Genomic DNA, 21,698 nt, shown 5'->3' with positions numbered 1-21,698 from the left:
ATGCTTTTCGCCATATGAATATGGTGTACCTTATAAATCAAGGAGGTTATCACATGAGCGATGGCGTTGGAGGCGTTGGAGTAGGATACGGTTATGGTGGTTTGTGGGGCGGAGGCGTAGGAGCAATCCTGGTCCTCTTCATCCTGCTGGTCATCATCACAAAAGCCTTTATTTACTAAAATAAAGGAACTGAAAGCCCGTTGGCATCTGCCGGCGGGCTTTTCTTGTCGTGACCGGCATCATCCTTTCAGCGATGCACACAGATCACTTTTTCAGCACATGTAAAGCCGCTCTTCATTTTCTGGCAAACGTAACGGGGTTCTCGACGGTTTCCAAATGAAGGTACATCAATCTCGGCTTTTCAAAGAGCCAGTGATTGTGGATGGCGGTCACTTTAAAACCCTGCTTGCGGGCGGCACTGGTAAAGCGCTGGACTTCCGACTGAAGCAGCGTGATTTCCGCTGTGTTGAGCGTTGTGCCGTTTTTCAAAGATTGAATCGTGATTTCGTGTTCGGTTTCATAGTTTCTGCCGAGAATTTTGGCATTCAGCTTTCTCTCGATCATGATGGAGCAGCTTTTTCCGTCCGACATGCCTTTTCCCCCGAGAATGGCGGCCAATCGGTCGCACAGCGATTTGGAGATGTTCATAAACGGATTTCTCCTTCCCTCTCTCGTTGCTCTAACTTATGCAATAGAGCGGTTGGAAGGTAAAGCAGGAGTCTATAACTCTATAAAATTGTTTTGTTGTCCTGCGAAATTGGATACAATGGCATAGTAACCAATCCTGTATATGGAGTGAGTGTCGTGGTGAAATCCGTTGATTTACCCTCCTAAAATCGCGAAATACACATTTTAGGAGGGTTCATACATGAAATTTATTCCGATCCAAACCGGGCAGTGGGACAGACAGCCTTATTTTGACCACTATTTCAAACAGAACCGGTGCACCTTCAGCATGACAGCCAACATCGAGATCACCTTGCTGCTGGGCGAGCTGAAGAAAAGGGGGATGAAGCTGTACCCCGCCTTTTTGTACATGCTGTCCAGAATCGTAAATGCGCATGTGGAATTTCGGATGGATATTCGGGAGGAGCAGGTTGGCTACTGGGAGCAGATGAGTCCGTGTTATACGATTTTTCATCCGGAAAACCATACCTTCTCCGCGATCTGGACGGAGTACAGCAGCAGCTACCAGAGCTTTATGGAACTTTACCGGGAGGATCAGCTCCGTTATGGGGAGAGCATGGGGCTGTTTACGAAAAAAGACATGCCGCCTCATACCTTCTCCGTATCCATGATTCCATGGGTCAGTTTTACCGGCTTTAACCTGAATCTGGATCATGGCGGAAACTACCTGCTGCCGATCATCACGGGGGGCAAGTATTTTCGGGAAGGGAAGCACGTTCTGCTCCCGGTTTCGCTGCAGGTGCATCATGCCGTCTGTGACGGGTACCATGCCGGGATGTTTCTGCAAGAGCTGCAGCAGCTCGCCGACACCTGCACCGATTGGATGGATTGAGGGATGTACACGCTATAAATGAGGATGAAAGGATTCTCAGGGGACCCTTACAGGGTTCCTTTTTTTGTCGATTGTTCAGCAATGCCTCGTTTATAATATTGCATTGTCTGGGGCAATCATTTAAGGGGACCTTTAGAAATTAAACCTATTTCCTGAATTTCTCACCTCCCTTTTCGAGTCGAATCGCGGCATAATGAACCCATACCAAACAAAAAGGGGATAACAAGATGGCAAAGATGTCGAAATTATTAAGCATCGTGCTTACAGGCACCTTGGCGCTTAGTCTTACAGCTTGTGGAAGCGGTAACAAGGAGGATTCTGGCAGCAGCGCATCGGGCGCGGCCGGATCCAATAGCAGCACATCCGACACATCGAAGGATAAGAACATTACGATTACTTTCCAAAACATCTATCCGGACCCGACGGATCCGAAGAACAAGATCATGAACAAGATTGTGGACCAGTATGAGAAGGATCATCCGAATATCAAAATCGAACTGGATTCGCTCAACACCGACCAGCAGAAGCTGAAGCTGAAAACGCAGGCGGCCTCCAAGGAAATTCCGGACATTACGGTCGTGAACCCTGCGGCGCAAATGCAGCCTTTTGTCGATGCCAAGCTGCTGGCTCCGCTTGATGATATGCTGGCCGAGAACGGTCTGAAGGACACGTTCCAGGACGGGCTGCTTGACTGGTACAGCTTTGACGGCAGTACTTATGCGGTACCGGACGGCAACAACATCGGCGTGGTGTACTACAATAAAGAACTGTTTGAAAAAGGCGGCGTGAAGGTTCCAAGCACGTTTGAGGAAATGGTCGACGTCGTTAAAACGCTCAAATCCAAAGGCATTCAGCCGATGGCCATCGGCGAGAAAGACACCTGGACGGGTTCGTTCCTGTTCATGAACATGCTGCTCCGCACGAACAACGGCCCTGGATTCCTGAAGGACGTTCTCGACAAGAAAAAGACATTTGAAGATCCAGCCTTCGTAGAGGCGGTAGATGCGTTCCAGAACCTCGTGCAGGCTGGAGCTTTCCAGGAAGGTGCAACATCCTTCGACTACAATGCCGGCGAGAACCTGTTCAAAACCGGTAAAGCAGCGATGTACTACATGGGAACGTGGGCAACGGGCGGCATTGAATCGTCATCCGTTAACGGCAAAGTCGGCGTCTTCAAATTCCCGACGATCGGCGGCAAGGGCAACCCGGACGAATTCATGCTGGCACCAGGCAGTGGTTTCGCTATTGCGGCGGACAGCAAGCATCTTGCCGAAACGAAGGAGTTCCTCAACTACTTCATGCTGAACTTCCCGAAAGAAGCCTTTGAAGCTAAAGGCGCGGTCGGGATCGGCCAGAAAGTGGACGGCGACTTCAAGGCTGCAGGATATTCCGACATGGCTATGGACGTGCTGAACATGTTCAAGGATGTCAAAGGCGGAGACCTGGCGTTTGACAACACGATGAATCCGGGCACGGCCCAGGTTCACCTCTCCAGCATTCAAAACCTGTTCGCCCAGAAGAAAAATTCGGCGGACGTGGCCAAAGAGCATCAAGCCGGGTTCGAAGATAACAATCAATAATCAACGGATACAAATCCAGCTTTTTATAGAGAGAACAGGTATTTAAACATGAAGGGGACGCATTTCGGATGCCGTTCCCTTCAATTCCCATGAGGAATATTGCAGCCAAGAAGGAGAAGGAGGAGAGGTAAGTCGTGAACGTGCTGAAGGTCTCCCGCTGGACGATTGCCGCGTTTGTGCTTCCTTGCTTAATCATCTATATCGGTATTGTGTTTGTTCCCATCCTCGTATCCATGTACAGCGGTATGCTGGACTGGAACGGGATCGGCGAATCGACGTTCGTGGGTCTGGCCAATTTCAAAAAGCTGCTGTTCCACGACTCGGTATTTTGGCCGTCGGTGCGGAGAACGTTGATGTTTGCGGTGTTCTCCATGGCCGAGATTCCGATCGCACTGCTTGTAGCCATACTGCTGAAGCGTTACGTGCGAAAACCGAATTTTTTGGTTTCCAGTTACTTTTTACCGGTCATCTTGTCCGTCGTCGTCGTCGGCCAGCTGTGGAAAACGATCTATAACCCGGCTTCGATGGGCGGTATGCTGAATCAAATCCTGGATGCAGTCGGACTGCATTCCTGGGGCAAAGCCTGGCTCACCGATCCTTCGGTCGCCATGTATTCGCTGTATTTCGTCGCCCTGTGGCAGTACCTGGGTTACCACACCCTCATTCAATTTACAGGCATCTCGAATGTCCCGGACGATGTGTACGAAGCGGCCCGTATCGACGGTGCCGAAGGCTTTAAAGCGGATTGGCACATTACGTTTCCGCTGATTGTCCCGATTTTCAAAATTTCCATCGTGCTGGCCTTCATCGGCTCGCTGCAGGCTTTCGACATGATCATGGTCATGACGGGCGGCGGACCGGCGCATGCCACAGACGTCATTTCCACACACATGTACAATATGTCGTTCACGTCCATGAAATACGGTTACGGCAGCTCGATCGCCGCATTCCTGGTGGTGCTCTGTCTGGCCGCCACGTTCTGCATCAACTTCATTTTCAACAAACTGGAGAAACGATACTCGTAAAGGAGGAAACCGCCAATGAACACAAGCACAGCCGTCGCTTTGAACAAGCAGGTGGCCGTAACCAGACGCAAACGGTTTTCCGTTACGAAGGCCATCGTGTTTCTGGTGCTGGGCATTCTGTTTGTAACCCAGGTGTATCCACTGTTGTGGCTGCTCCTGTATTCCTTGAAATCCAATGAAGAAATTTTGTCGGGCAGCTTCTTTGCCCTTCCACATTCGCCGCAGTGGGCCAATTACAGCGCTGCGCTGGAGGGCAACTATTTCCGCTATTTGTTGAACAGCATCTTTGTCACATCCGTGACGATGATTGCGGTCATTATTCTCAGCTCCCTGTGCGCCTATGCGATCAGCCGTTTCCGGTGGCGCTTTGGCGGGGCGGTCATGGTCGTATTCTTGATCGGGATGATGATCCCGATGCAGGCGACGCTGCTGCCGCTCATGATCATTTTCAAAAACATGCATATTCTGAATACGCATCTGTCGATCATTTTGCCGTATGTGGCATTTTCCATGCCGATCGCCATCTTTATTCTTAGCGGGTTCATGAAAACCATTCCGCATGAAATCGAAGAATCCGCGGTGGTGGACGGAGCGGGGATCGGACGCATATTCTCGAGCATAATCCTGCCGATTTCGGTTCCGCCGGTAATGACGGTGTGTATCCTGACATTCATCAACATCTGGAACGAATATATTTTGGCTGCGACGTTTATCTCATCGGAAAAGCTGAAAACACTGCCGTTCGGCGTCAACAGCTTCGTCAGCCAATACTCGGTCAACTACGGGGCCATCGGCGCATTTCTTGTGCTGGGCGCGCTCCCGGTCATCATTATCTACTTCCTGCTCGCCGACAAGATCACCCAGGGTATGGTAGCAGGTGCAGTAAAAGGTTAGTAGGGCAAAGACGGTTTCTGTGATAGAATGACAAATGGATGACCGGATACGAAAGGGGAATGTATCTGTGGGGCGACATTTTCGTTCGATTCACAGCCGTCTTTTTCTGCTGTTTCTATGCTGCATGACCGGCATATTGATATTGATCAGCGTCGTGTATTATTACCGCACCATTTCCATTATTCATACCAAGGTGAATGATATCGCCGAGAAGAACATTTCGCAGACCGCCGGACTGTTCAACTCGCTGCTTCAAGGCTACAACAGTCTCTCCAAGTCGCTCAACAGCAACTACGAGCTGACCCGGCTGCTTCAAGAGACCCATGTAAAAGAGACCGTCGCCATCGAAAACGAACGAACGATTACGAATATTATCGGGGCGGCTTACTATTCAAGGAACGATATTACAGGCATCCATATTCTGACCGACAGGGGCAAAGTGTACAGCTATGAGCGCCAGTTCGCCGGGGTCATCGACAACAATTACGCCCAGACGTCCTGGTACAACGAGCTGAACGCCTCGTCGGGCAATATGGTCTGGCTCGGGATGATGCCGGGTTCGCCGATCAACACGCTGCAGCAGAAAGAGAACGTCTTTGTGTTCGGCCGGAAGCTGTACGATCTGAACACGCACAAGCAGCTTGGCATCATGGTCATCGAAGCGAATCCTTCGTCCATCATGGAGGCGATGTCCAATGTGACGATCAGCCCGGGCAGCCGCGTGTACCTGATCGATCAGAACAACAACATCATCGCTTCGACCGGTAAAAAAGGGACGGAGGCGCCGCACTTTGCCAGCATTCCGAAACCGGGTGCCGAGGACGGTATTCTGGTGGATGACAGCTCAAGCCAGCTGGTGGTCGCTGCCAATACGCCTATGGCGGGCTGGACGATCTACGGTTTTACCCCGAAGCACGACATTCAGGCGGAAGTGAACCAGACGACCCAATACCTCGTTATCGTTCTAATCGTGCTGATTATCGTCTCGACCGTTCTGGCCACGCTGGTATCGCGCAACATTGCTTCCCCGCTGAAGCTGCTGATCCGGGAAATGAAAAAGGTGGAGATGGGCAATTTCAGCGGTTCGGTTAATGTCGACTCGTTTGACGAAATCAACAGCCTGGTGTCTTCCTTCAACCGGATGGTGCACCGGATGGATGAGCTGATTGAGACGATCAAGGTCACGACCGTCAGCGAGAAAAACGCGCAGCTGCAGGCGCTGCAGTCCCAGGTGAATCCGCATTTTTTGTACAACACGCTGGACATGATTTACTGGATGCTGGATGAAAAAGGGAATGAACGCCTCAGCAGGGTCATTCTGTCACTGTCGCAAATGTTCCGTTACAGCAGCAACTGGGAGGAGGCTTCCCGGACGACGCTGCGTCAGGAATTGGAACAGATCCGGCATTATTTGACGATTATCGAGAACCGGCTGGAGGATAGGCTTGTACCGAAGATCGATGTGGATCCACAGTGGATGGACGTCACGCTGCCGAAAATGACGATTCAGCCGATTATTGAAAACGCTGTAAAATACGGACTGGAGCCGCTGGATCGGCAGGGCATGCTGCTCGTTACGGCGGAGCAGGTCATGGACGATCTCCATGTCGTCGTTCGGGATAACGGGAAGGGAATGAACGAAGACACGCTGATGCGGGTCAGAAGCTTGCTGGAGGGCGGCAACCGCACGTCGCCCGAAGCGGAGGACAGAGACGGCCCCGTGCTTCGCCGTGGCATCGGTTTGAGCAATGTGCATGAGCGGATCCGAATGATGTTCGGCAGTCCGTACGGTTTATACTTGGACAGTCAAGAAGGGGAAGGAACGACGGTAACCATCCGTTTACCAATCCGGCACCAAGGAGGAATGGAAGATGAACATTTTAGTCGTGGACGATGAGCATGTGATCCGTGACGGAATTAAGCGCACCATCCACCGGGCATATCCGCAGCATTATGTTCACTTGGCGGCGAATCCGGAGGAAGCGGTTCAGCAGCTGCGCAAACACCGGATTGATCTGGTGCTGACCGATATCCTCATGCCGGGAATGACGGGCCTTGAATTGATGCAGCTGTGCCAAGGCAGTTATCCGCATATCAAATGGGTCATCATTTCGGCTTATTCCGAGTTTTCCTACGCCCAGGAAGCCGTCAAGCTTGGGGCTAAGGACTATATGCTCAAGCCGATCGGGAAAGAGCTGCTGCTCTCCATGATTTCCGGACTTGCTCAGGAGATGGATCGGGAGAATGAAATCGTGCGCGAGGCGGAGCTGCTGAAGTCTAACCTGAAGTATTTGCGTGAGGCTGTGTTTCAGCGCTGGGCGAGCGGACTCGATACTGGGCGCCTTGACGTCGCGTCTATAATTGAGAGCTACCCCGCATTCCAACTGGTGATGGTTAAGATGGAGAGCGACGCGCCGGTGCATCTGGAGCATTTTATTATTGAAAATGTGCTTGGTGAGCTGATTGAAGCGCACGGCTGCGGATTTGTGACAAGCATGGACGAAACGAGCCTGATCGGCCTCGTCTCCTTGGGAGAAGAGGGAGGCATGAAACGTCTGACGGATGAGCTGCGCGCTAACTTGAAACGATGCGTCAAGGTGCCTTTCCAGATTCAGTCGACGGGACTTATCACAGACATTCACCGGGTGCCGGAGGAAGTGCGGCGGATGCGCCAGGAATCGGCATCGCTGGAGTACGAATACAACAACCCGGGAGGTAACCGAGCGATCGAGGTTGCGGTGCAGTACATCAAAGCGCACTATCATACGGATCTGTCCCTGGAAAAGGTAGCTTCGGTCGTGTTCCTGAATCCGGTCTACTTCAGCCAGCTGTTTAAGCAGAAGACGGGAAGCGGCTTCAAGGAATACGTCACCAATCTGCGGATCGAACAAGCCTGCAAGCTGCTGCTGCAAACGCATTTGAAGCTGGCCGACATTTCGGACAAAGTCGGATATGTGGACGTCAAGCATTTTACCCAGGTATTTCGCAAAAAAACGGGAAAAACCCCGACGGAGTACCGTCTGGAGCAAACGGCGGATTCCCGTGAGGTGTGTCCCACCTGAATCATCCTGCCTTGATCCCAACGCCGAAAAGAGCCCTTGACCTTCCTGAGTAAGGAAGAGCAAGGGCTCTATTGCTGCTTGTCCAGCATCATCTGCTAGTGAATATCGCGGAACAGCCCGACGACTTTGCCCAGAATGGTGACATGGTTCAGACGCAAAGGTTCGTAAGCCGGGTTCTCCGGTTGAAGCCGGATATGGTCCTTCTCCTTGTAAAACGTCTTCACGGTTGCTTCATCCTCATCCGTCATGGCAACGACGATGTCCCCGTTATCGGCTGTCTGCTGCTGTCTCACGATGACGTAGTCACCGTTATGAATGCCAGCCTCGATCATACTGTCCCCAACGACGGAAAGCATAAATACTTTCTCATCTCCAACATAGTGCTGCGGCAGAGGGAAGTAATCTTCAATGTTCTCCGTTGCCGTGATCGGAACCCCAGCTGTAACCTTGCCTACTACGGGAACTCTGGCGATCGTATGCGTGAACAGATTGCTGCTCTCGGATTCTTCTTGTCCCAACAGTTCAATGGCACGAGGCTTCGTAGGGTCTCTGCGGATCAAGCCTTTCTTCTCCAGTCGGTCCAAATGGCCGTGTACAGTCGAGCTGGAAGCCAACCCTACCGCCTCACCGATCTCTCGGACGGACGGAGGATAACCCTTGGCGCGGACTTCATTTCTGATAAATTCCAATATCGCTTGCTGCCGGCTAGATATCTTTGACATTCCCCATCAACCCCATTTAGTAACGTTTGGTAAAATTATAACATAGAACTGCCGTTCGTACAAACATAAGTTCTAAATGATTTTGCTTTGATGGAGCGGGATTTTCGCGGCTTCTGAATGAAGGAAGCCCGCCTCTAAAAACATAGGAACAATTGTTCGAAAAAAGTATTGAACAAAACAAATGTTCGTGTTATATTGTTCTCATAAAACAAGAACAAACGTTTGGAGGCGTAATATTTATGCTGAAACACACTACATACCAAAGTATTTATAATAACTCATCCGTTAACCCATCCATCAATGAAGCTATAGCATCTCCTTGGTTGAAGAAAGTCCAGTCCTTCGTGCCTGGCCCTGCCTTGATCAAACTGATCCTGGCGGCCCTGATTATTTTGGTGGGATGCACAGGTGTCGTTCGCGTATTCGCGGGAACCTCGGATGATGTTCGGTTAGAGAAAAATGTCATCGTTCAGCAAGGCGATACGCTGTGGGGAATCGCTTCTGCCCATAAGCCGGAAGACATGGATATCCGCGCATACATTATGGCGGTGAAGAAGTATAACGATTTAACCAGCAGCGAAATTCAAGCCGGAGAAGTATTGGCACTCCCACAATATTAATAGAAGATAAATGATCAAGAGCTTGGAAAGGTGTGAACCTTGACAAGCTCTTTTTATCATGGCAAAGTTAGGTATGACTTGAATATTGGAGGAGTAATTGTATGGATATCGACAGCGTTGTAGAGAGAATTAATAAGCTTGCGCGCAAGCAAAAGGAATCCGGTTTAACCGAAGAGGAAATCGAAGAACGGGCCAAGCTTCGTGAGAGATACCTTCAGAATGTCCGCAGAAATTTCAGACAGCAGCTGGACTCGATTGAATGGGTGGATGAAGAGAAGAAATAACACCCGCTGCTGGATTAGACTCATACATTCGATTATGGTATAGACTGACTCAAGGTTTTGTATGGCTCACTACCGAGAACAGAATGCTTCTATGTAAGCGCACCAGGTTTCCTTCATTTGCTTTCTATTATATAGAATGTGAAATTACAGGAATAATTGCTGTAAGCAGTATTGGGCCGTTATATATGAGGAAGTTCAACGCAAAACTTTCGTTCAAACTATATAGCCGAAAGCATTTTGAGGAGGTTCGTGAATGGCCCGTTCATGGGAAAGACAGGTAAGAAAAAATTCAGCGCAGCTGAACAAGCAGAGAAAGAAAGAGGGAAAGCCATCCATCTATAGCACGGGAGGTCCATCGGCTGACATTTATAAAGGAAGAAACTATGTACTTCCGATTACGATGGTCGCTCTGGCCGCGGTTTACTTCCTGCTCGGAATGCTCGGACAGGAGGGTACGGCGGGAAACAGCGGCATGACCTGGATCATTATGGCCATGTACGTGTTCCTGGGCTTGATGATCTTTTTGCGCAGACCTTTCCTGCGCGTGGAGAAAAACGCCGTATCGACGATCAAGTTCAACCGGGATCGGCGACTGACCGCAGACAATATCGCCAAGATCAAGCTGGCCAAAGGCTCTGTCGTGATTGAGCCGAAGGGCAAAGGCGGCAACTGGGTGTTCACGCGCCTGATCAACCGCTACGATACCGATGCCATAGGGGAACGTCTGGAGCGTTTTGCGCAGACCCACAATATCCCTTTGGAAAAATAAACAAATATAAGAGATAGCAGATGGAGAGGATGGAAGAGGATGCCGGTACAAGCTGTTTTTTTCGATTTGGACGATACGCTGTTGTGGGATGAGCGCAGCGTGAAGGAATCCTTTGAAGCGGTATGCGAGACGGCCGCCAAGGCGAAGGGCATTGACGCCAAGGAGCTGGAGGAAGCGGTCCGCAATGAGGCAAGGGCGTTATATCAATCCTATGACACGTTTGCCTTTACCCAAATGATTGGAATTAACCCGTTTGAAGGACTGTGGGCCAACTTCAGCGCAGGCGAACAACCTGAATTTCGCAGACTTGAGGAGCTCGCTCCAGGCTACCGCAAGGAATCATGGCGGCGCGGTCTGCTGAAGCTTGGGGTTGACGATGAACAGCTGGCCGGAGAATTGGCCGAGCAATTTGCCGCCGAGCGCCGCTCCCGACCCCATGTATATGAAGAGACCTTCCAAGTACTGGACGAATTGAAAGGAAACAAGAAGCTGCTTCTTCTGACGAACGGCTGTCCTGCGCTCCAGCAGGAGAAGATCGCTGGGGTTCCTGAGCTTGCCCCATATTTTGACGAGATCGTCATTTCGGGTACATACGGCAAAGGCAAACCGGATCCGACCATCTTCGAACATGCGCTTTCATTACTTGGATTAACACCGGAACAGACGCTCATGGTCGGCGACAAGCAGACAACCGACATCAAAGGCGGAAACAGCGCCGGACTGACCACAGTGTGGATCAACCGCACCGGAAAAGTAAAAGATCCGTCCATTGAGCCTGATTACGAAATCAAGCATCTGTCTGAACTGCATCGCATCATCGCCGAACGTTCTTGAGTCGGTCTTATATGCTAGCCTGCCCAGAGGGGAATCCCTTCGTCCGGCAGGCTTTTATTATACCTTGTGTATATGAATGCCCCGTTTGATGAGCAAGCTTGACCCTTTCCGGTCAATTTGTTCCATTTTGTTAACAGATGGATGGTTTGGGTGAGGCGATAATTATGTATAATGATGAAGAATATGGACAAACAGCTTACATAGATAGACGTATAGGGAGTGACTTCGCTTGAGAAAGTACGGTTTTGTTGCTTTGCTGCTGCTGGCGGTATGGAGCATAGCAGGCTGCGGCAGCGGCGGCGGTGGTCATGCGGGCATGGACATGAGTGAGAGCATGATGGATCCGGTGCAGGTGGATCTTAGCTGGACGCCGGAGCAGGCCAAGGTAGGTAATCAAGTTACCATCGAGGTGAACGTAACGCAAAAGGATAAACCCGTCGATAAGGCCGATGAGGTTATGATTGAAATCTCGAAGGAAGGCGACAGCAGCAGCCATGAAAAGGTGGCCGCCCAGAATGCCGGCGGAGGAAAGTATACGCTCGATAAGACCTTCGATCAGGCGGGCACCTACAGCATCACGTCCCATGTTACGGTAGGACCACAGCATACGATGCCGACGAAAAAGCTGACCGTGACGGAATAATCAGCATCATGATTCGTTTGATAACGATAAGCAACCCCCGTTCTTCCTGGCGAAGGCGGGGGTTGCTGCGTATATCGCTATATTTATGGATTAGGACTGAAAGCTTGGGTCCTGAACCGGATGGGCGACCCAGCCGTTTTCCTCGATAAAGAGGCGGACGGCGATAATTTTACGATTGTCCATCAGCGTAAAGAAGTGGTTTGTATTTTCCGGAACGGAGATGACATCACCGGCTTCGAGCTCTACATTGAAGTAGCCGATGTCGCCTGCGCCCTTGATTACGAATATGCCTTTGCCGCCCACGATCGCCCGGATTTCGTCTTCGGTGTGGGTATGAACCTCTTCGAATTTATTCAGCAGGTCTTCCAGGTTCGGCGTAGCGTCGGACAGCGTGATGACGTCCCAGATCTTGTAGCCGCGGCGGGCCGCCAGATCACGGATCTCCTCATCGTAGGTGTCCAGGATTTGCTTTTTCTGCTCGTCGTTCAGTTGAAAATTGGTTTGAAGCTCCAGAGGCAGCTTGGAAGCATCCCATTTTTCATAAAGAACGTTTTGATTGTTGAGGAACTCACGAACATTATCGTCGCCGGTAATCCGTTCGTTCGTATTGCGAATCACGATTTCAGCCATCTCTAAACCCTCTTTTCCACTTGGATTAATTCATATTATAACGAACGATACTTTTGTTGTCGATTATATATTACACGAAAATCAGGAGCAAAACCCTGCCTTAAGGCATTTCTTGCACTTTTCTAATAAGGGCTATTCTGATAAACTAAGATTTAACGTTTGGCAGGGGGGACATACAGTGAACAGACCTGACTTGAAGGAATTAATGAAAGAACGAATATTGATATTGGACGGTGCCATGGGTACCATGATCCAGCAGGTCGACCTTGGCCCTCAGGATTTTGGTGGAGAAGAGCTGGAAGGCTGTAATGAAATGCTGGTCATTACCCGTCCCGATGTGATCGAACAGATCCACGAGAAGTATCTGGAAGCCGGGGCGGATCTCATAGAGACGAATACGTTCGGCGCTACCTCGGTCGTATTGTCTGAATACGATATTCCCGAGAAGGCGCGGGAGATTAATCTGCTTGCTGCGGAAATTGCCCGCAGAGCGGCGGATAAATTCAGCACGCCGGACAAGCCTAGGTACGTGATCGGCGCGATCGGCCCGACGACGAAGACGCTGTCGGTAACCGGGGGCGTAACTTTTGAAGAGCTCGTGAGCAGCTATGAGGAGCAGGCGGTTGCCCTGATCGAGGGCAAAGTCGACGCCCTGTTGCTTGAAACGAGCCAGGATACACTGAATGTTAAGGCCGGCAGCATCGGAATCCGGAATGCCTTTGCAAGCACTGGGATCACGCTGCCGATTATGATTTCCGGTACGATCGAACCGATGGGGACGACCCTAGCCGGGCAGAACATTGAAGCGTTCTACATTTCACTGGAGCACCTGAATCCGATTTCGGTCGGCCTTAACTGTGCGACAGGTCCTGAATTCATGCGCGATCACATCCGTTCGCTCGCCTCCATGGCCAAAACGGCGGTCAGCTGCTATCCGAATGCCGGCCTTCCGGATGAGAACGGGCATTACCATGAATCTCCGGAGTCTCTGGCCCGGAAGATGGAAGACTTTGCGGAGCAGGGCTGGCTCAATATTGCCGGAGGCTGCTGCGGAACGACCCCGGATCATATCCGGGCATTGAACGAGGTCATGAAGGGTTACCAGCCTCGTCAAATGGAAGGGAGCCATCCGCCGGCGCTGTCCGGAATTGAGCCCGTGTACATTGAGTCGGACAACCGGCCATATATGGTGGGAGAGCGGACTAACGTGCTCGGCTCCCGCAAATTCAAGCGCCTGATCGTGGAAGGGAAGTACGAGGAAGCTTCGGAGATCGCCCGGGCCCAGGTCAAAAACGGAGCGCACGTCATCGACGTGTGCGTGCAGGATCCGGACCGGGATGAAGCGGAGGATATCAAACAGTTCCTGGAGCTGGTGGTGAAAAAGGTCAAAGTGCCGCTCATGATCGACACGACCGATCCGAAGGTCATCGACCTTGCGCTCAAATATTCTCAGGGCAAAGCGATTATTAACTCCATTAACCTTGAAGACGGTGAAGAAAAGTTCGAACATGTGGCTCCGCTCATCCACAAATACGGGGCTGCCGTCGTGGTGGGGACCATCGATGAGAGCGGGCAGGCCATTGACCGAAACGACAAGCTGAATGTGGCCAAGCGATCCTACGATCTGCTCGTTCATAAATACGGCATTCCCGCTGAGGATCTGATTTTCGACACGCTGGTGTTCCCGGTTGGTACCGGTGATGAGCAGTACATCGGTTCCGCCAAGGAAACGATTGAAGGGATCCGTTTGATCAAGGAAGCGATGCCGGAGTGCCATACGATCCTTGGCATCAGCAACGTCTCGTTCGGTTTGCCGGAAGCGGGCCGCGAAGTATTGAACTCCGTTTTCCTGTACGAGTGTACGAAAGCGGGCCTGGACTATGCCATCGTGAATACCGAGAAGCTGGAGCGCTATGCCTCGATTCCAGAAGCGGAGCGGAAGCTGGCCGAAGATCTGATTTACAATACGAACGATGAAACGTTGGCCGCGTTTGTGGCGGCGTTCCGTAATAAAAAGGTCGAGAAGAAAGAGAAAATTTCGAACTTGTCGCTGGAAGAACGGCTGGCTACCTATATCGTTGAAGGCACCAAGGAAGGGCTGATTCCCGACCTGGATGCTGCGCTGCAGAAGTACGGCGCCTTGGAGATCATCAACGGGCCGCTCATGGACGGCATGTCCGAAGTCGGTCGTCTGTTCAACAACAACGAGCTGATCGTGGCGGAGGTGCTGCAGAGCGCCGAGGTGATGAAAGCGTCCGTGTCCTATCTGGAGCCTTTTATGGAAAAGAACGAAACGTCCGTCAAAGGGAAGATGCTGCTGGCCACCGTTAAAGGCGACGTGCATGATATCGGTAAAAACCTGGTCGAGATTATCCTCTCGAACAATGGTTACCAAATCGTCAATTTGGGTATAAAAGTACCACCGGAGACGATCATCGAGGCTTACCGGAAGGAGCAGGCCGATTTGATCGGACTATCCGGTCTGCTGGTGAAATCCGCACAGCAAATGGTCGTGACCGCGCAGGACTTGAAAAATGCCGGCGTGAAGGTGCCGATTATGGTTGGCGGAGCGGCATTGACCCGCAGGTTTACCAAAACGCGGATCCGGCCGGAGTATGAAGGCATGGTCGTGTACGCGAAGGACGCTATGGACGGGCTTGACCTGGCAAACAAGCTGATGGATCCGGAGCAGCGCAGTCTGATGCAGGCTGAAATGGACGCGGAGCTCGAAGCGCTTTTGGCGGAAGCTGAAAAACCGGTTGAGCTGCCGGAACTGACCCGTGCGGCCAAGTCCAACGTGTCGACGGATGTCCCGGTCTTTAACCCGCCCGATTTGGAGCGGCACATCATCCGCAACTATCCGATCAGCCACATCATCCCATACATGAACATGCAGATGCTGCTTGGACATCATTTGGGGTTGCGTGGTCAGGTCGAGCAGCTGCTGGAGAAAGGTGACGAAAAAGCGCTGGATTTGAAAGCAACCGTCGATGACGTACTGGATCAGGCCGCCCGCGAGGGGATTATCCAGGCGCATGCGATGTACCGCTTCTTCCCTGCGCAGTCGAGGGGCAACGACATTGTCATTTACGATCCGGAGGATCATACCAAGGTACTGCATACGTTTACGTTCCCGCGCCAGAACGTGGCACCGTTCCTCTGCCTCGCCGATTTCCTGAAATCGGTCGACAGCGGCAAGATGGACTATGTCGGCTTCCTGGTCGTCACCGCGGGACAAGGCATTTCGAAGCTGTCTTCGGAGTGGAAGGATAAAGGGGACTATCTGAAGTCGCATGTCCTGCAATCGGTGGCGCTTGAGACCGCCGAAGCGCTGGCCGAGCGCGTTCACCATATGATGCGTGATACGTGGGGCTTCCCTGACCCGGCCGATATGACGATGAAGCAGCGTCACGGGGCACGGTATCAAGGCATCCGCGTCTCCTTCGGATATCCGGCATGTCCGGATCTGGAGGATCAGGAGCCGCTCTTCAAGCTGATGCAGCCGGAAGATATCGGCGTACATCTGACCGAAGGCTTTATGATGGAGCCTGAAGCTTCGGTGTCGGCGATGGTGTTTGCCCATCCGGAAGCACGGTATTTTAATGTCGACAAGGTAAAATAATATATATTCGGTTCATAGCCGAACCGAAGCAAATGTCAGCAAAACCCTCCGATTGTTCGGGGGTTTTTTGCTGGCGCATTCTTGGAAAGAAGGTATAGCGTTATGGAACTGGAGTTTTTGGGTACCAATGCGGGGGTTCCTTCCCTGCAGCGGAACGTGACATCGATGGCGCTTCGGATGTACGAGGAGCGGCGCAGCTTCTGGATGTTCGATTGCGGCGAAGGCACGCAGCATCAAATTCTGCGGTCTTCATTAAAGCTGAGCAAGCTGGAGAAAATTTTCATTACCCACCTGCACGGTGATCATATATTCGGTCTTCCCGGGCTGCTCTCCAGCAGGTCCAACCAGGGCGGCACCACGCCCTTGCAGCTGTACGGACCGCCGGGGATCAAAAAATACATAGACACGTCACTTACCGTCAGCCAGTCGCGAATCGAGTTTGAACTTGAGGTGAATGAGCACACGGGGGGAGTCATTTTTGAAGACGGGGAGGTCCGGGTTGAATCCCGTCTGCTGGAGCACCGCATTGACAGCTATGGATACCGGATCATGGAAAAAGACAAGCCAGGCAGCTTGGACTTGAAACGGATGGCCGAGTACGGGTTAAAACCGGGGCCGATTTACGGCCGTTTGAAGCGCGGGGAGAGCATCGCCTTGGAAGATGGCCGGGTGCTGACACCGGCAGACGTGCTTGGTGCGCCGAAGAAGGGGCGCGTCGTTACGATCTTGGGCGATACCCGCCCTTGTGCCAACGTTCTGCCGCTGGCCGAACAGGCGGATCTGCTCGTTCATGAGGCCACGTTTCTGCATGAGCTTCATGAGACCGCACACAACTACCATCACAGCACGGCGCTCCAAGCCGCAGAAGCTGCCCGCGACGCGGGGGCCAAGGAGCTCATAATTACGCACTTCAGCTCACGTTACAAGGATATGGAGCACCTGCAGCCTCTATTGGCGGAAGCCAGGTCACTCTTTCCAAAAACGCTGCTGGCCGAAGAATTGGTGCTGTTTCCGGTGACCCGCCACGAAGAATAGTGAAGACATAGGGCAGGCGATAATGGTATGAAGGCTCCGGGCGAGCCTTTTTTCTTTAAGATTATAGAATTTATAAATTTCAGCGAAGCTGAACCATTCTATAATCGCAAGAAAAACTTCAGCTAAACGCGGTCTGTCTTCTTTGAAGGTACGTCGATAGACGTTTTTCTTACTGCAGCGGTTCATTTCCCGGATAATCATTATTTTCCGGGAAAGCGCAGGAAATGACACAACTTAGCACAATTGGACTTCCCGTGATAGGTTTCAGGGTAAACGCATGACGAAATAATGGAGATAAACGTCCTTGTCGTCGTGCTTCCGGTTGCCACATTCCTCCGTTTTCTTTTACAATGGAACAAGCTGGGTTACAGGAAGCCTGAAAATCGACCGCTGCAGCGGGAACCAGGCTTTTCGCAGCCAAAAGTTTTACTAGATGAAACGAGGTATGTCCATTGAACACGCTGAAAACTACCCGCGGTCTGCTGATTGACCTGGACGGAACGTTATATCATGGGAAACATATGATACCCGGAGCGGACATTCTGATTCGAACGCTGCAATCGCGGGAAATCCCTTATTTATTCGTGACGAACAATTCTTCGAAAACGCCGGAAATGGTGGCTGCTCATTTGAACGAAATGGGTGTTCCCGCCGACAAAGAGAAGGTTTGCACCTCGTCACTGGCCGCTGCGCGGTATATCGCTGAAGAATCTCCTGGGGCCAGAGTGGCTATGCTAGGGGAAGATGGGCTTCGGCAGGCTTTGATTGAGGAAGGGCTCAAGCTCGTCGACGATGCGCCTGAATTTGTCGTGCAAGGGATCGACCGCTCTTTTACTTACGATACGCTCGCCCAGGCCGTTCGCTGGATCCGTGAAGGCGCCCGTTCTGTGCTGACCAATCCCGACCTTCTGCTTCCTTCCGATCACGGGCTTGTCCCGGGGGCCGGATCGCTTGGAGCAGCAATTGAAGCGGCTTCCGGTGTCAAACCGGTGATTATCGGGAAGCCTTCGAGCCACTTGATGAAATATGCTACGGATCGGCTGCAGCTATCCCCGACCGAAGCCACTGTGATCGGTGATAATATGCGTACGGACATTGCGGCAGGGGCTGCCGCGGGATGTCAGACGATTTTGGTCCTGACGGGGCTGACGACGGAGAGCAACTTGCAGATGCACGTCGATGCAGCCGGCATCTCTCCGGACATCATTTGCCGTGATCTGACCGAGCTGACTCAGCTGTTGTGTCCTTGACACCTTCAGGGACCGTTTTATATACATTTACACGAACATCCGTGATGGATTTTGAAAGGATAGATGAACAAGATGCCGGAACTGCCGGAAATGGAAAATTACCGAAGATTGCTGTCAGAACTGATTATCAATGCTCCGATTACGAACGTGGTCGTCAACCGGGAGAAATCCATTAATGTTCCCGTTGAAAGCTTCAAAGAGGAGCTGCTTGGTACGAGAACGATTTTTGTGGAGCGGCGCGGAAAGCACCTCATTTTCCACCTGAACAACGGCCGCAGGCTGCTCCTGCATCTGATGCTGGGCGGCTTGATGTATTACGGAACCGAAGAGGATCGCCCGAAACGTTCTACCCAGATTGAAATTTCGTTTGGGGACCGGACGCTGTATTTTATCGGCCTTCGGCTAGGCCATCTTCATCTGCATTCGGCAAAAGAAGTCGATGAGCTGTTCGCTCCCCTTGGACCGGAACCGCTGGACCGCCGGATGACCCCGGAAAAGTTTGCAGGAATATTGCAGGGGCGGCGCGGATCTTTAAAATCGCTGTTGGTCAACCAGCATGTCATTGCCGGCATCGGAAACTGCTATGCGGATGAAATCGCGTATGAAGCCGGACTTCTGCCTTCAGTGAAGGTTCAGGACTTGACGGAAGCATCGGTTGCGAGGCTGTATGATGCCATGCAGAAAGTGCTGCGGGAAGCCCTTGAAGGCGGGGGCTATATGGATACTCCGTTTATGGTGGGAGACCAGTTAACCGGCGGCTATGACGACCAGTGCAAAGTGTATGACCGTGAAGGGGAAGCATGCTACCGTTGCGGCGGTACGATCAAAAAATCCGAATTAAACGGGCGGAAGGTCTTTTATTGTCCGTCCTGCCAGCATGAGCAGTAACCAGCTGCTCATCGGCTGCCATGTCAGCACGCGCGGCGGTTATGGGAGAGCTGCCCGGCGGGCATGGGAGATCGGAGCGAGATCGTTTCAATATTTTCCGAAAAATCCCCGCAGCATGTCGATCAAAACGCTGGATGTATCTGCTGCGGCGGACTGCCTTACCTTTTGCCGGGAGCACGGCATGCCAAGCATCGCCCACACCCCGTATCCGATCAACATCGCAATCGGCGACAGCCGGGGCCGGGAGCTGTACGAGCTGACCGTCAAGTCGCTGCAGAACGATCTGATCATCGCCGAGGCTTGCGGCACGGTCGGCATCGTGGTCCACTTCGGACATTTCAAAGGGCGCGATGCATTACAAGGCTACAAAAATATAATACAATGTTTAAACGAGACGCTGTCAGGCTGGCAGGGCAGCGCGAAGATTTTGCTGGAAAACCAGGCCGGCACCCCGGGCTCAATGGGCATTACGCTTGATGAGCTGGTAAACATCAGGCGGCTGAGCGATTACCCGGAGAAAATCGGCTTTTGCCTGGATACTTGCCATGCATACGCATCAGGCGTGTGGGATCCGCGTACGACGGATGCGCTCGTTGAGCGGGGCAGAGAGCTTGGATACTGGAGCGATCTGGCCGCAGTCCACCTGAACGATTCCAAATACCCGCTCGGGTCGGGAAAAGACCGCCATGAGCGGATCGGTCAGGGGTATATTGGCGAGGAAGCCTTTCAGGCGCTGCTGTCATATCCGGAATTCCATGGCAAGGCGCTCGTACTGGAGACGGACGCAGGCGAAGACGGTACGCACCGCGGAGATATCGCCAAGGTGAAAAGCTGGCCGATCGAATAGCCGTTTCGTTTTGTTTTTTTTTAGGGAAGGGGGGACCCGAGCGTGATCCATCTGTTTTTGGATGACTACCGCCGCTGTCCGCAAGGCTTTACCCTCGCTCGCAATGCGGGGGAATGCCTTCTGATGCTCAAGGAGTGCGAGGTTGGCATATTATCGCTTGATTTTGATTTGGGACCCGGGGAAATGACCGGCAAGGACGTGGTCAAGCATATGATTACGGACGCCTTATTCCCGCAGGAGATTTATTTGCATACGTCGAGTATGTGGGGGAAAAAGGAAATGTATGAGCTGCTCTATCATCATAAGCCAGAGCATGTCGTGCTTCATAATGGCCCAATGCCTCCGGATGTGCTTGAGCGGATTGCGGGAGGGGAAACGCAATGAGGCATCTAAGTGAGCAGGAGCTGCTTAAGGAGCTTTGGACTAAGGGGCAGCCGCTGGCCGTCTTTTTGTATACTCCTTTCTGCGGCACGTGTAAAGCAGCCAGACGAATGCTTGAAGTGGCGGAGCATTTGCTGCCGGAGGGCATCGTGGCGGATGCGGATGTGAACATGCTGCCGCAGGTCGTTCAGCAGTATCAGATCCGCAGCGTGCCTGCGCTCCTCGTCACCGACGCGAACCGCAGCGCCAAGCCGTCCATACGGTACAGCATGGGCTCCGTGGAGGACCTGCTGCAGGAAATTAGGGGTGTGATATCATGATTTCGATGAAGGACGTGACGCTGAGAAGAGAGGACAGCCTCATTCTTGACCATGTGTCTCTCGAAATAAAACCCGGAGAGCATTGGGCGATTCTTGGGAGAAACGGCTCGGGTAAAACGACGATGCTGGAAATGATGACGGGTTATCTTTTTCCCAGCTCGGGTACAATTGAAGTACTGGGTAATATATATGGCGAGTGCGATGTCCGGGAAGTGCGCAAAGAAATCGGCTATATCAGCCCTTCGCTGATCGAAAGGCTGTCGCTCAGCGACCCGGTATGGGAAGTAGTGGCCACCGGAGCGTACGCTTTTTTGCGGTTTTATCAGGAGATTCCGGCGGACGTAAAAGAGAAGGCTTATAGTCTGCTGAAGGATATGCACTTGGGAGGACATGCGGGGCATCCCTTCGGCACGCTCTCTCAGGGCGAACGGAAAAAGGTATTGCTGGCACGCTGCTTGATGGCAGAACCCAAGCTGCTGATCATGGACGAGCCATGTGCGGGCCTGGACTTATATGAGCGGGAGAAGATGCTGGCCGAGGTCGACCGGCTTCGCCAGCGGAATATGACCGTGGTGTATGTGACCCACCATGTGGAAGAGATCGTGCCTCTATTCACCCATGTGGCGCTGATCCGTGACGGCAAAATTGCCGGTTCCGGTCCAAAGCAAGAGGTGCTGACTAACGAATTGATCAAGCGGACTTACGACATTCCTGCCAAACTGGAATGGGATGAAGGACGTCCATGGATTAAAGTGATTTCTGGAGGGTAAACC

General features: G+C 52.0%; 23 protein-coding genes. 20 read left to right on the top strand and 3 right to left on the bottom strand.

Annotated elements, in window-relative coordinates:
* Positions 1–53: 53 nt before the first annotated feature.
* A complete protein-coding gene (locus KI379_RS16805) occupies positions 54–179 on the top strand; it encodes a sporulation protein YjcZ (protein ID WP_143811875.1) in 126 nt (41 codons plus the stop codon).
* 115 nt (positions 180–294) lie between these two features.
* On the opposite strand, the gene KI379_RS16800 is transcribed toward KI379_RS16805, so the two are convergent.
* Entirely contained in the window at positions 295–648 is a 354-nt protein-coding gene (locus KI379_RS16800) for a DUF1259 domain-containing protein (RefSeq protein ID WP_212984260.1), read from the bottom strand.
* Positions 649–868: 220 nt separating this feature from the next.
* On the opposite strand from KI379_RS16800, the gene catA reads away from it, so the two are divergent.
* From catA to KI379_RS16770, 6 genes are all read left to right on the top strand, one after another.
* Positions 869–1,519, top strand: coding sequence for a type A chloramphenicol O-acetyltransferase (gene catA / locus KI379_RS16795; protein ID WP_212984259.1), 651 nt, complete (start codon positions 869–871; stop codon positions 1,517–1,519).
* 227 nt (positions 1,520–1,746) lie between these two features.
* On the top strand, positions 1,747–3,099 hold the full coding sequence (locus KI379_RS16790; RefSeq protein WP_076171230.1) for an extracellular solute-binding protein: 1,353 nt from the start codon (positions 1,747–1,749) through the stop codon (positions 3,097–3,099).
* Positions 3,100–3,233: 134 nt separating this feature from the next.
* Entirely contained in the window at positions 3,234–4,124 is an 891-nt protein-coding gene (locus tag KI379_RS16785) for a carbohydrate ABC transporter permease (RefSeq protein WP_076171233.1), read from the top strand.
* Positions 4,125–4,139: 15 nt separating this feature from the next.
* On the top strand, positions 4,140–5,018 hold the full coding sequence (locus KI379_RS16780) for a carbohydrate ABC transporter permease (RefSeq protein WP_084203932.1): 879 nt from the start codon (positions 4,140–4,142) through the stop codon (positions 5,016–5,018).
* Positions 5,019–5,085: 67 nt separating this feature from the next.
* Entirely contained in the window at positions 5,086–6,915 is a 1,830-nt protein-coding gene (locus KI379_RS16775) for a sensor histidine kinase (RefSeq protein ID WP_212984258.1), read from the top strand.
* Positions 6,890–8,080, top strand: a complete 1,191-nt coding sequence (locus tag KI379_RS16770) for a response regulator transcription factor (protein WP_212984257.1) — start codon at positions 6,890–6,892, stop codon at positions 8,078–8,080. Before KI379_RS16775 ends, KI379_RS16770 begins: the two co-directional genes overlap by 26 nt.
* Positions 8,081–8,175: 95 nt before the next feature.
* On the opposite strand, the gene lexA is transcribed toward KI379_RS16770, so the two are convergent.
* On the bottom strand, positions 8,176–8,802 hold the full coding sequence (gene lexA / locus KI379_RS16765; protein WP_076171240.1) for a transcriptional repressor LexA: 627 nt from the start codon (positions 8,800–8,802) through the stop codon (positions 8,176–8,178).
* Between the two features lie 239 nt (positions 8,803–9,041).
* Between lexA and KI379_RS16760 the strand changes: the two genes are divergently transcribed.
* The 5 genes from KI379_RS16760 (at position 9,042) to KI379_RS16740 (ending at position 11,952) form a co-directional block, all read left to right on the top strand.
* Positions 9,042–9,422, top strand: a complete 381-nt coding sequence (locus KI379_RS16760; RefSeq protein ID WP_076171243.1) for a LysM peptidoglycan-binding domain-containing protein — start codon at positions 9,042–9,044, stop codon at positions 9,420–9,422.
* Between the two features lie 101 nt (positions 9,423–9,523).
* Positions 9,524–9,706: a DUF896 domain-containing protein gene (locus tag KI379_RS16755; RefSeq protein ID WP_212984256.1), complete on the top strand. Its 183-nt coding sequence runs from the start codon at positions 9,524–9,526 to the stop codon at positions 9,704–9,706.
* A 253-nt stretch (positions 9,707–9,959) separates the two neighbouring features.
* Complete coding sequence (locus tag KI379_RS16750; protein WP_076171250.1) at positions 9,960–10,475, top strand: hypothetical protein; 516 nt, start codon at positions 9,960–9,962, stop codon at positions 10,473–10,475.
* 39 nt (positions 10,476–10,514) lie between these two features.
* Entirely contained in the window at positions 10,515–11,309 is a 795-nt protein-coding gene (locus KI379_RS16745; protein WP_212984255.1) for an HAD family hydrolase, read from the top strand.
* Between the two features lie 229 nt (positions 11,310–11,538).
* Positions 11,539–11,952 (top strand): FixH family protein, encoded by a 414-nt coding sequence (locus KI379_RS16740; protein WP_076171256.1) that lies wholly within the window; start codon positions 11,539–11,541, stop codon positions 11,950–11,952.
* A gap of 90 nt (positions 11,953–12,042) precedes the next feature.
* Here KI379_RS16740 and KI379_RS16735 read toward each other — a convergent pair whose 3' ends face one another.
* Positions 12,043–12,582, bottom strand: coding sequence for a 1,2-dihydroxy-3-keto-5-methylthiopentene dioxygenase (locus tag KI379_RS16735; protein ID WP_076171258.1), 540 nt, complete (start codon positions 12,580–12,582; stop codon positions 12,043–12,045).
* Between the two features lie 205 nt (positions 12,583–12,787).
* On the opposite strand from KI379_RS16735, the gene metH reads away from it, so the two are divergent.
* From metH to KI379_RS16695, 8 genes are all read left to right on the top strand, one after another.
* Positions 12,788–16,204 carry a methionine synthase gene (gene metH, locus KI379_RS16730; protein WP_373309592.1) on the top strand — a complete coding sequence of 1,139 codons (3,417 nt, stop codon included), beginning with the start codon at positions 12,788–12,790 and terminating at the stop codon, positions 16,202–16,204.
* Between the two features lie 102 nt (positions 16,205–16,306).
* Positions 16,307–17,239: a ribonuclease Z gene (rnz, locus tag KI379_RS16725; RefSeq protein ID WP_212984253.1), complete on the top strand. Its 933-nt coding sequence runs from the start codon at positions 16,307–16,309 to the stop codon at positions 17,237–17,239.
* A gap of 461 nt (positions 17,240–17,700) precedes the next feature.
* The gene (locus tag KI379_RS16720; RefSeq protein ID WP_076171769.1) at positions 17,701–18,489 is read left to right on the top strand and encodes a TIGR01457 family HAD-type hydrolase; all 789 of its coding nucleotides are present in this window, start codon (positions 17,701–17,703) and stop codon (positions 18,487–18,489) included.
* Positions 18,490–18,561: 72 nt separating this feature from the next.
* Positions 18,562–19,377 carry an Fpg/Nei family DNA glycosylase gene (locus KI379_RS16715; protein WP_212984252.1) on the top strand — a complete coding sequence of 272 codons (816 nt, stop codon included), beginning with the start codon at positions 18,562–18,564 and terminating at the stop codon, positions 19,375–19,377.
* Positions 19,367–20,224, top strand: coding sequence for a deoxyribonuclease IV (locus KI379_RS16710; protein ID WP_089547901.1), 858 nt, complete (start codon positions 19,367–19,369; stop codon positions 20,222–20,224). Before KI379_RS16715 ends, KI379_RS16710 begins: the two co-directional genes overlap by 11 nt.
* A 42-nt stretch (positions 20,225–20,266) precedes the next feature.
* Positions 20,267–20,608, top strand: coding sequence for a cyclic-phosphate processing receiver domain-containing protein (locus KI379_RS16705; protein WP_212984251.1), 342 nt, complete (start codon positions 20,267–20,269; stop codon positions 20,606–20,608).
* Positions 20,605–20,925, top strand: a complete 321-nt coding sequence (locus KI379_RS16700; RefSeq protein ID WP_105442235.1) for a thioredoxin family protein — start codon at positions 20,605–20,607, stop codon at positions 20,923–20,925. Before KI379_RS16705 ends, KI379_RS16700 begins: the two co-directional genes overlap by 4 nt.
* Positions 20,922–21,695, top strand: a complete 774-nt coding sequence (locus KI379_RS16695; protein ID WP_212984250.1) for an ABC transporter ATP-binding protein — start codon at positions 20,922–20,924, stop codon at positions 21,693–21,695. The genes KI379_RS16700 and KI379_RS16695 overlap by 4 nt, the downstream gene beginning before the upstream one ends.
* Positions 21,696–21,698: the final 3 nt, after the last annotated feature.

This window comes from Paenibacillus cineris (genome assembly GCF_018333335.1).
GTDB lineage: Bacteria > Bacillota > Bacilli > Paenibacillales > Paenibacillaceae > Paenibacillus_AQ > Paenibacillus_AQ favisporus.
Note: the sequence above shows the minus strand (reverse complement) of the source record. Positions and strands in the feature narration are given on the sequence as shown.

Coding starts and splice junctions, on each gene's coding strand:
- KI379_RS16805 (WP_143811875.1), top strand. CDS start 54: ATGAGCGATGGCGTTGGAGGCGTTGGAGTAGGATACGGTTATGGTGGT.
- KI379_RS16800 (WP_212984260.1), bottom strand. CDS start 648: ATGAACATCTCCAAATCGCTGTGCGACCGATTGGCCGCCATTCTCGGG.
- catA (WP_212984259.1), top strand. CDS start 869: ATGAAATTTATTCCGATCCAAACCGGGCAGTGGGACAGACAGCCTTAT.
- KI379_RS16790 (WP_076171230.1), top strand. CDS start 1,747: ATGGCAAAGATGTCGAAATTATTAAGCATCGTGCTTACAGGCACCTTG.
- KI379_RS16780 (WP_084203932.1), top strand. CDS start 4,140: ATGAACACAAGCACAGCCGTCGCTTTGAACAAGCAGGTGGCCGTAACC.
- KI379_RS16770 (WP_212984257.1), top strand. CDS start 6,890: ATGAACATTTTAGTCGTGGACGATGAGCATGTGATCCGTGACGGAATT.
- lexA (WP_076171240.1), bottom strand. CDS start 8,802: ATGTCAAAGATATCTAGCCGGCAGCAAGCGATATTGGAATTTATCAGA.
- KI379_RS16760 (WP_076171243.1), top strand. CDS start 9,042: ATGCTGAAACACACTACATACCAAAGTATTTATAATAACTCATCCGTT.
- KI379_RS16755 (WP_212984256.1), top strand. CDS start 9,524: ATGGATATCGACAGCGTTGTAGAGAGAATTAATAAGCTTGCGCGCAAG.
- KI379_RS16750 (WP_076171250.1), top strand. CDS start 9,960: ATGGCCCGTTCATGGGAAAGACAGGTAAGAAAAAATTCAGCGCAGCTG.
- KI379_RS16745 (WP_212984255.1), top strand. CDS start 10,515: ATGCCGGTACAAGCTGTTTTTTTCGATTTGGACGATACGCTGTTGTGG.
- KI379_RS16735 (WP_076171258.1), bottom strand. CDS start 12,582: ATGGCTGAAATCGTGATTCGCAATACGAACGAACGGATTACCGGCGAC.
- metH (WP_373309592.1), top strand. CDS start 12,788: ATGAAAGAACGAATATTGATATTGGACGGTGCCATGGGTACCATGATC.
- rnz (WP_212984253.1), top strand. CDS start 16,307: ATGGAACTGGAGTTTTTGGGTACCAATGCGGGGGTTCCTTCCCTGCAG.
- KI379_RS16715 (WP_212984252.1), top strand. CDS start 18,562: ATGCCGGAACTGCCGGAAATGGAAAATTACCGAAGATTGCTGTCAGAA.
- KI379_RS16710 (WP_089547901.1), top strand. CDS start 19,367: ATGAGCAGTAACCAGCTGCTCATCGGCTGCCATGTCAGCACGCGCGGC.
- KI379_RS16700 (WP_105442235.1), top strand. CDS start 20,605: ATGAGGCATCTAAGTGAGCAGGAGCTGCTTAAGGAGCTTTGGACTAAG.
- KI379_RS16695 (WP_212984250.1), top strand. CDS start 20,922: ATGATTTCGATGAAGGACGTGACGCTGAGAAGAGAGGACAGCCTCATT.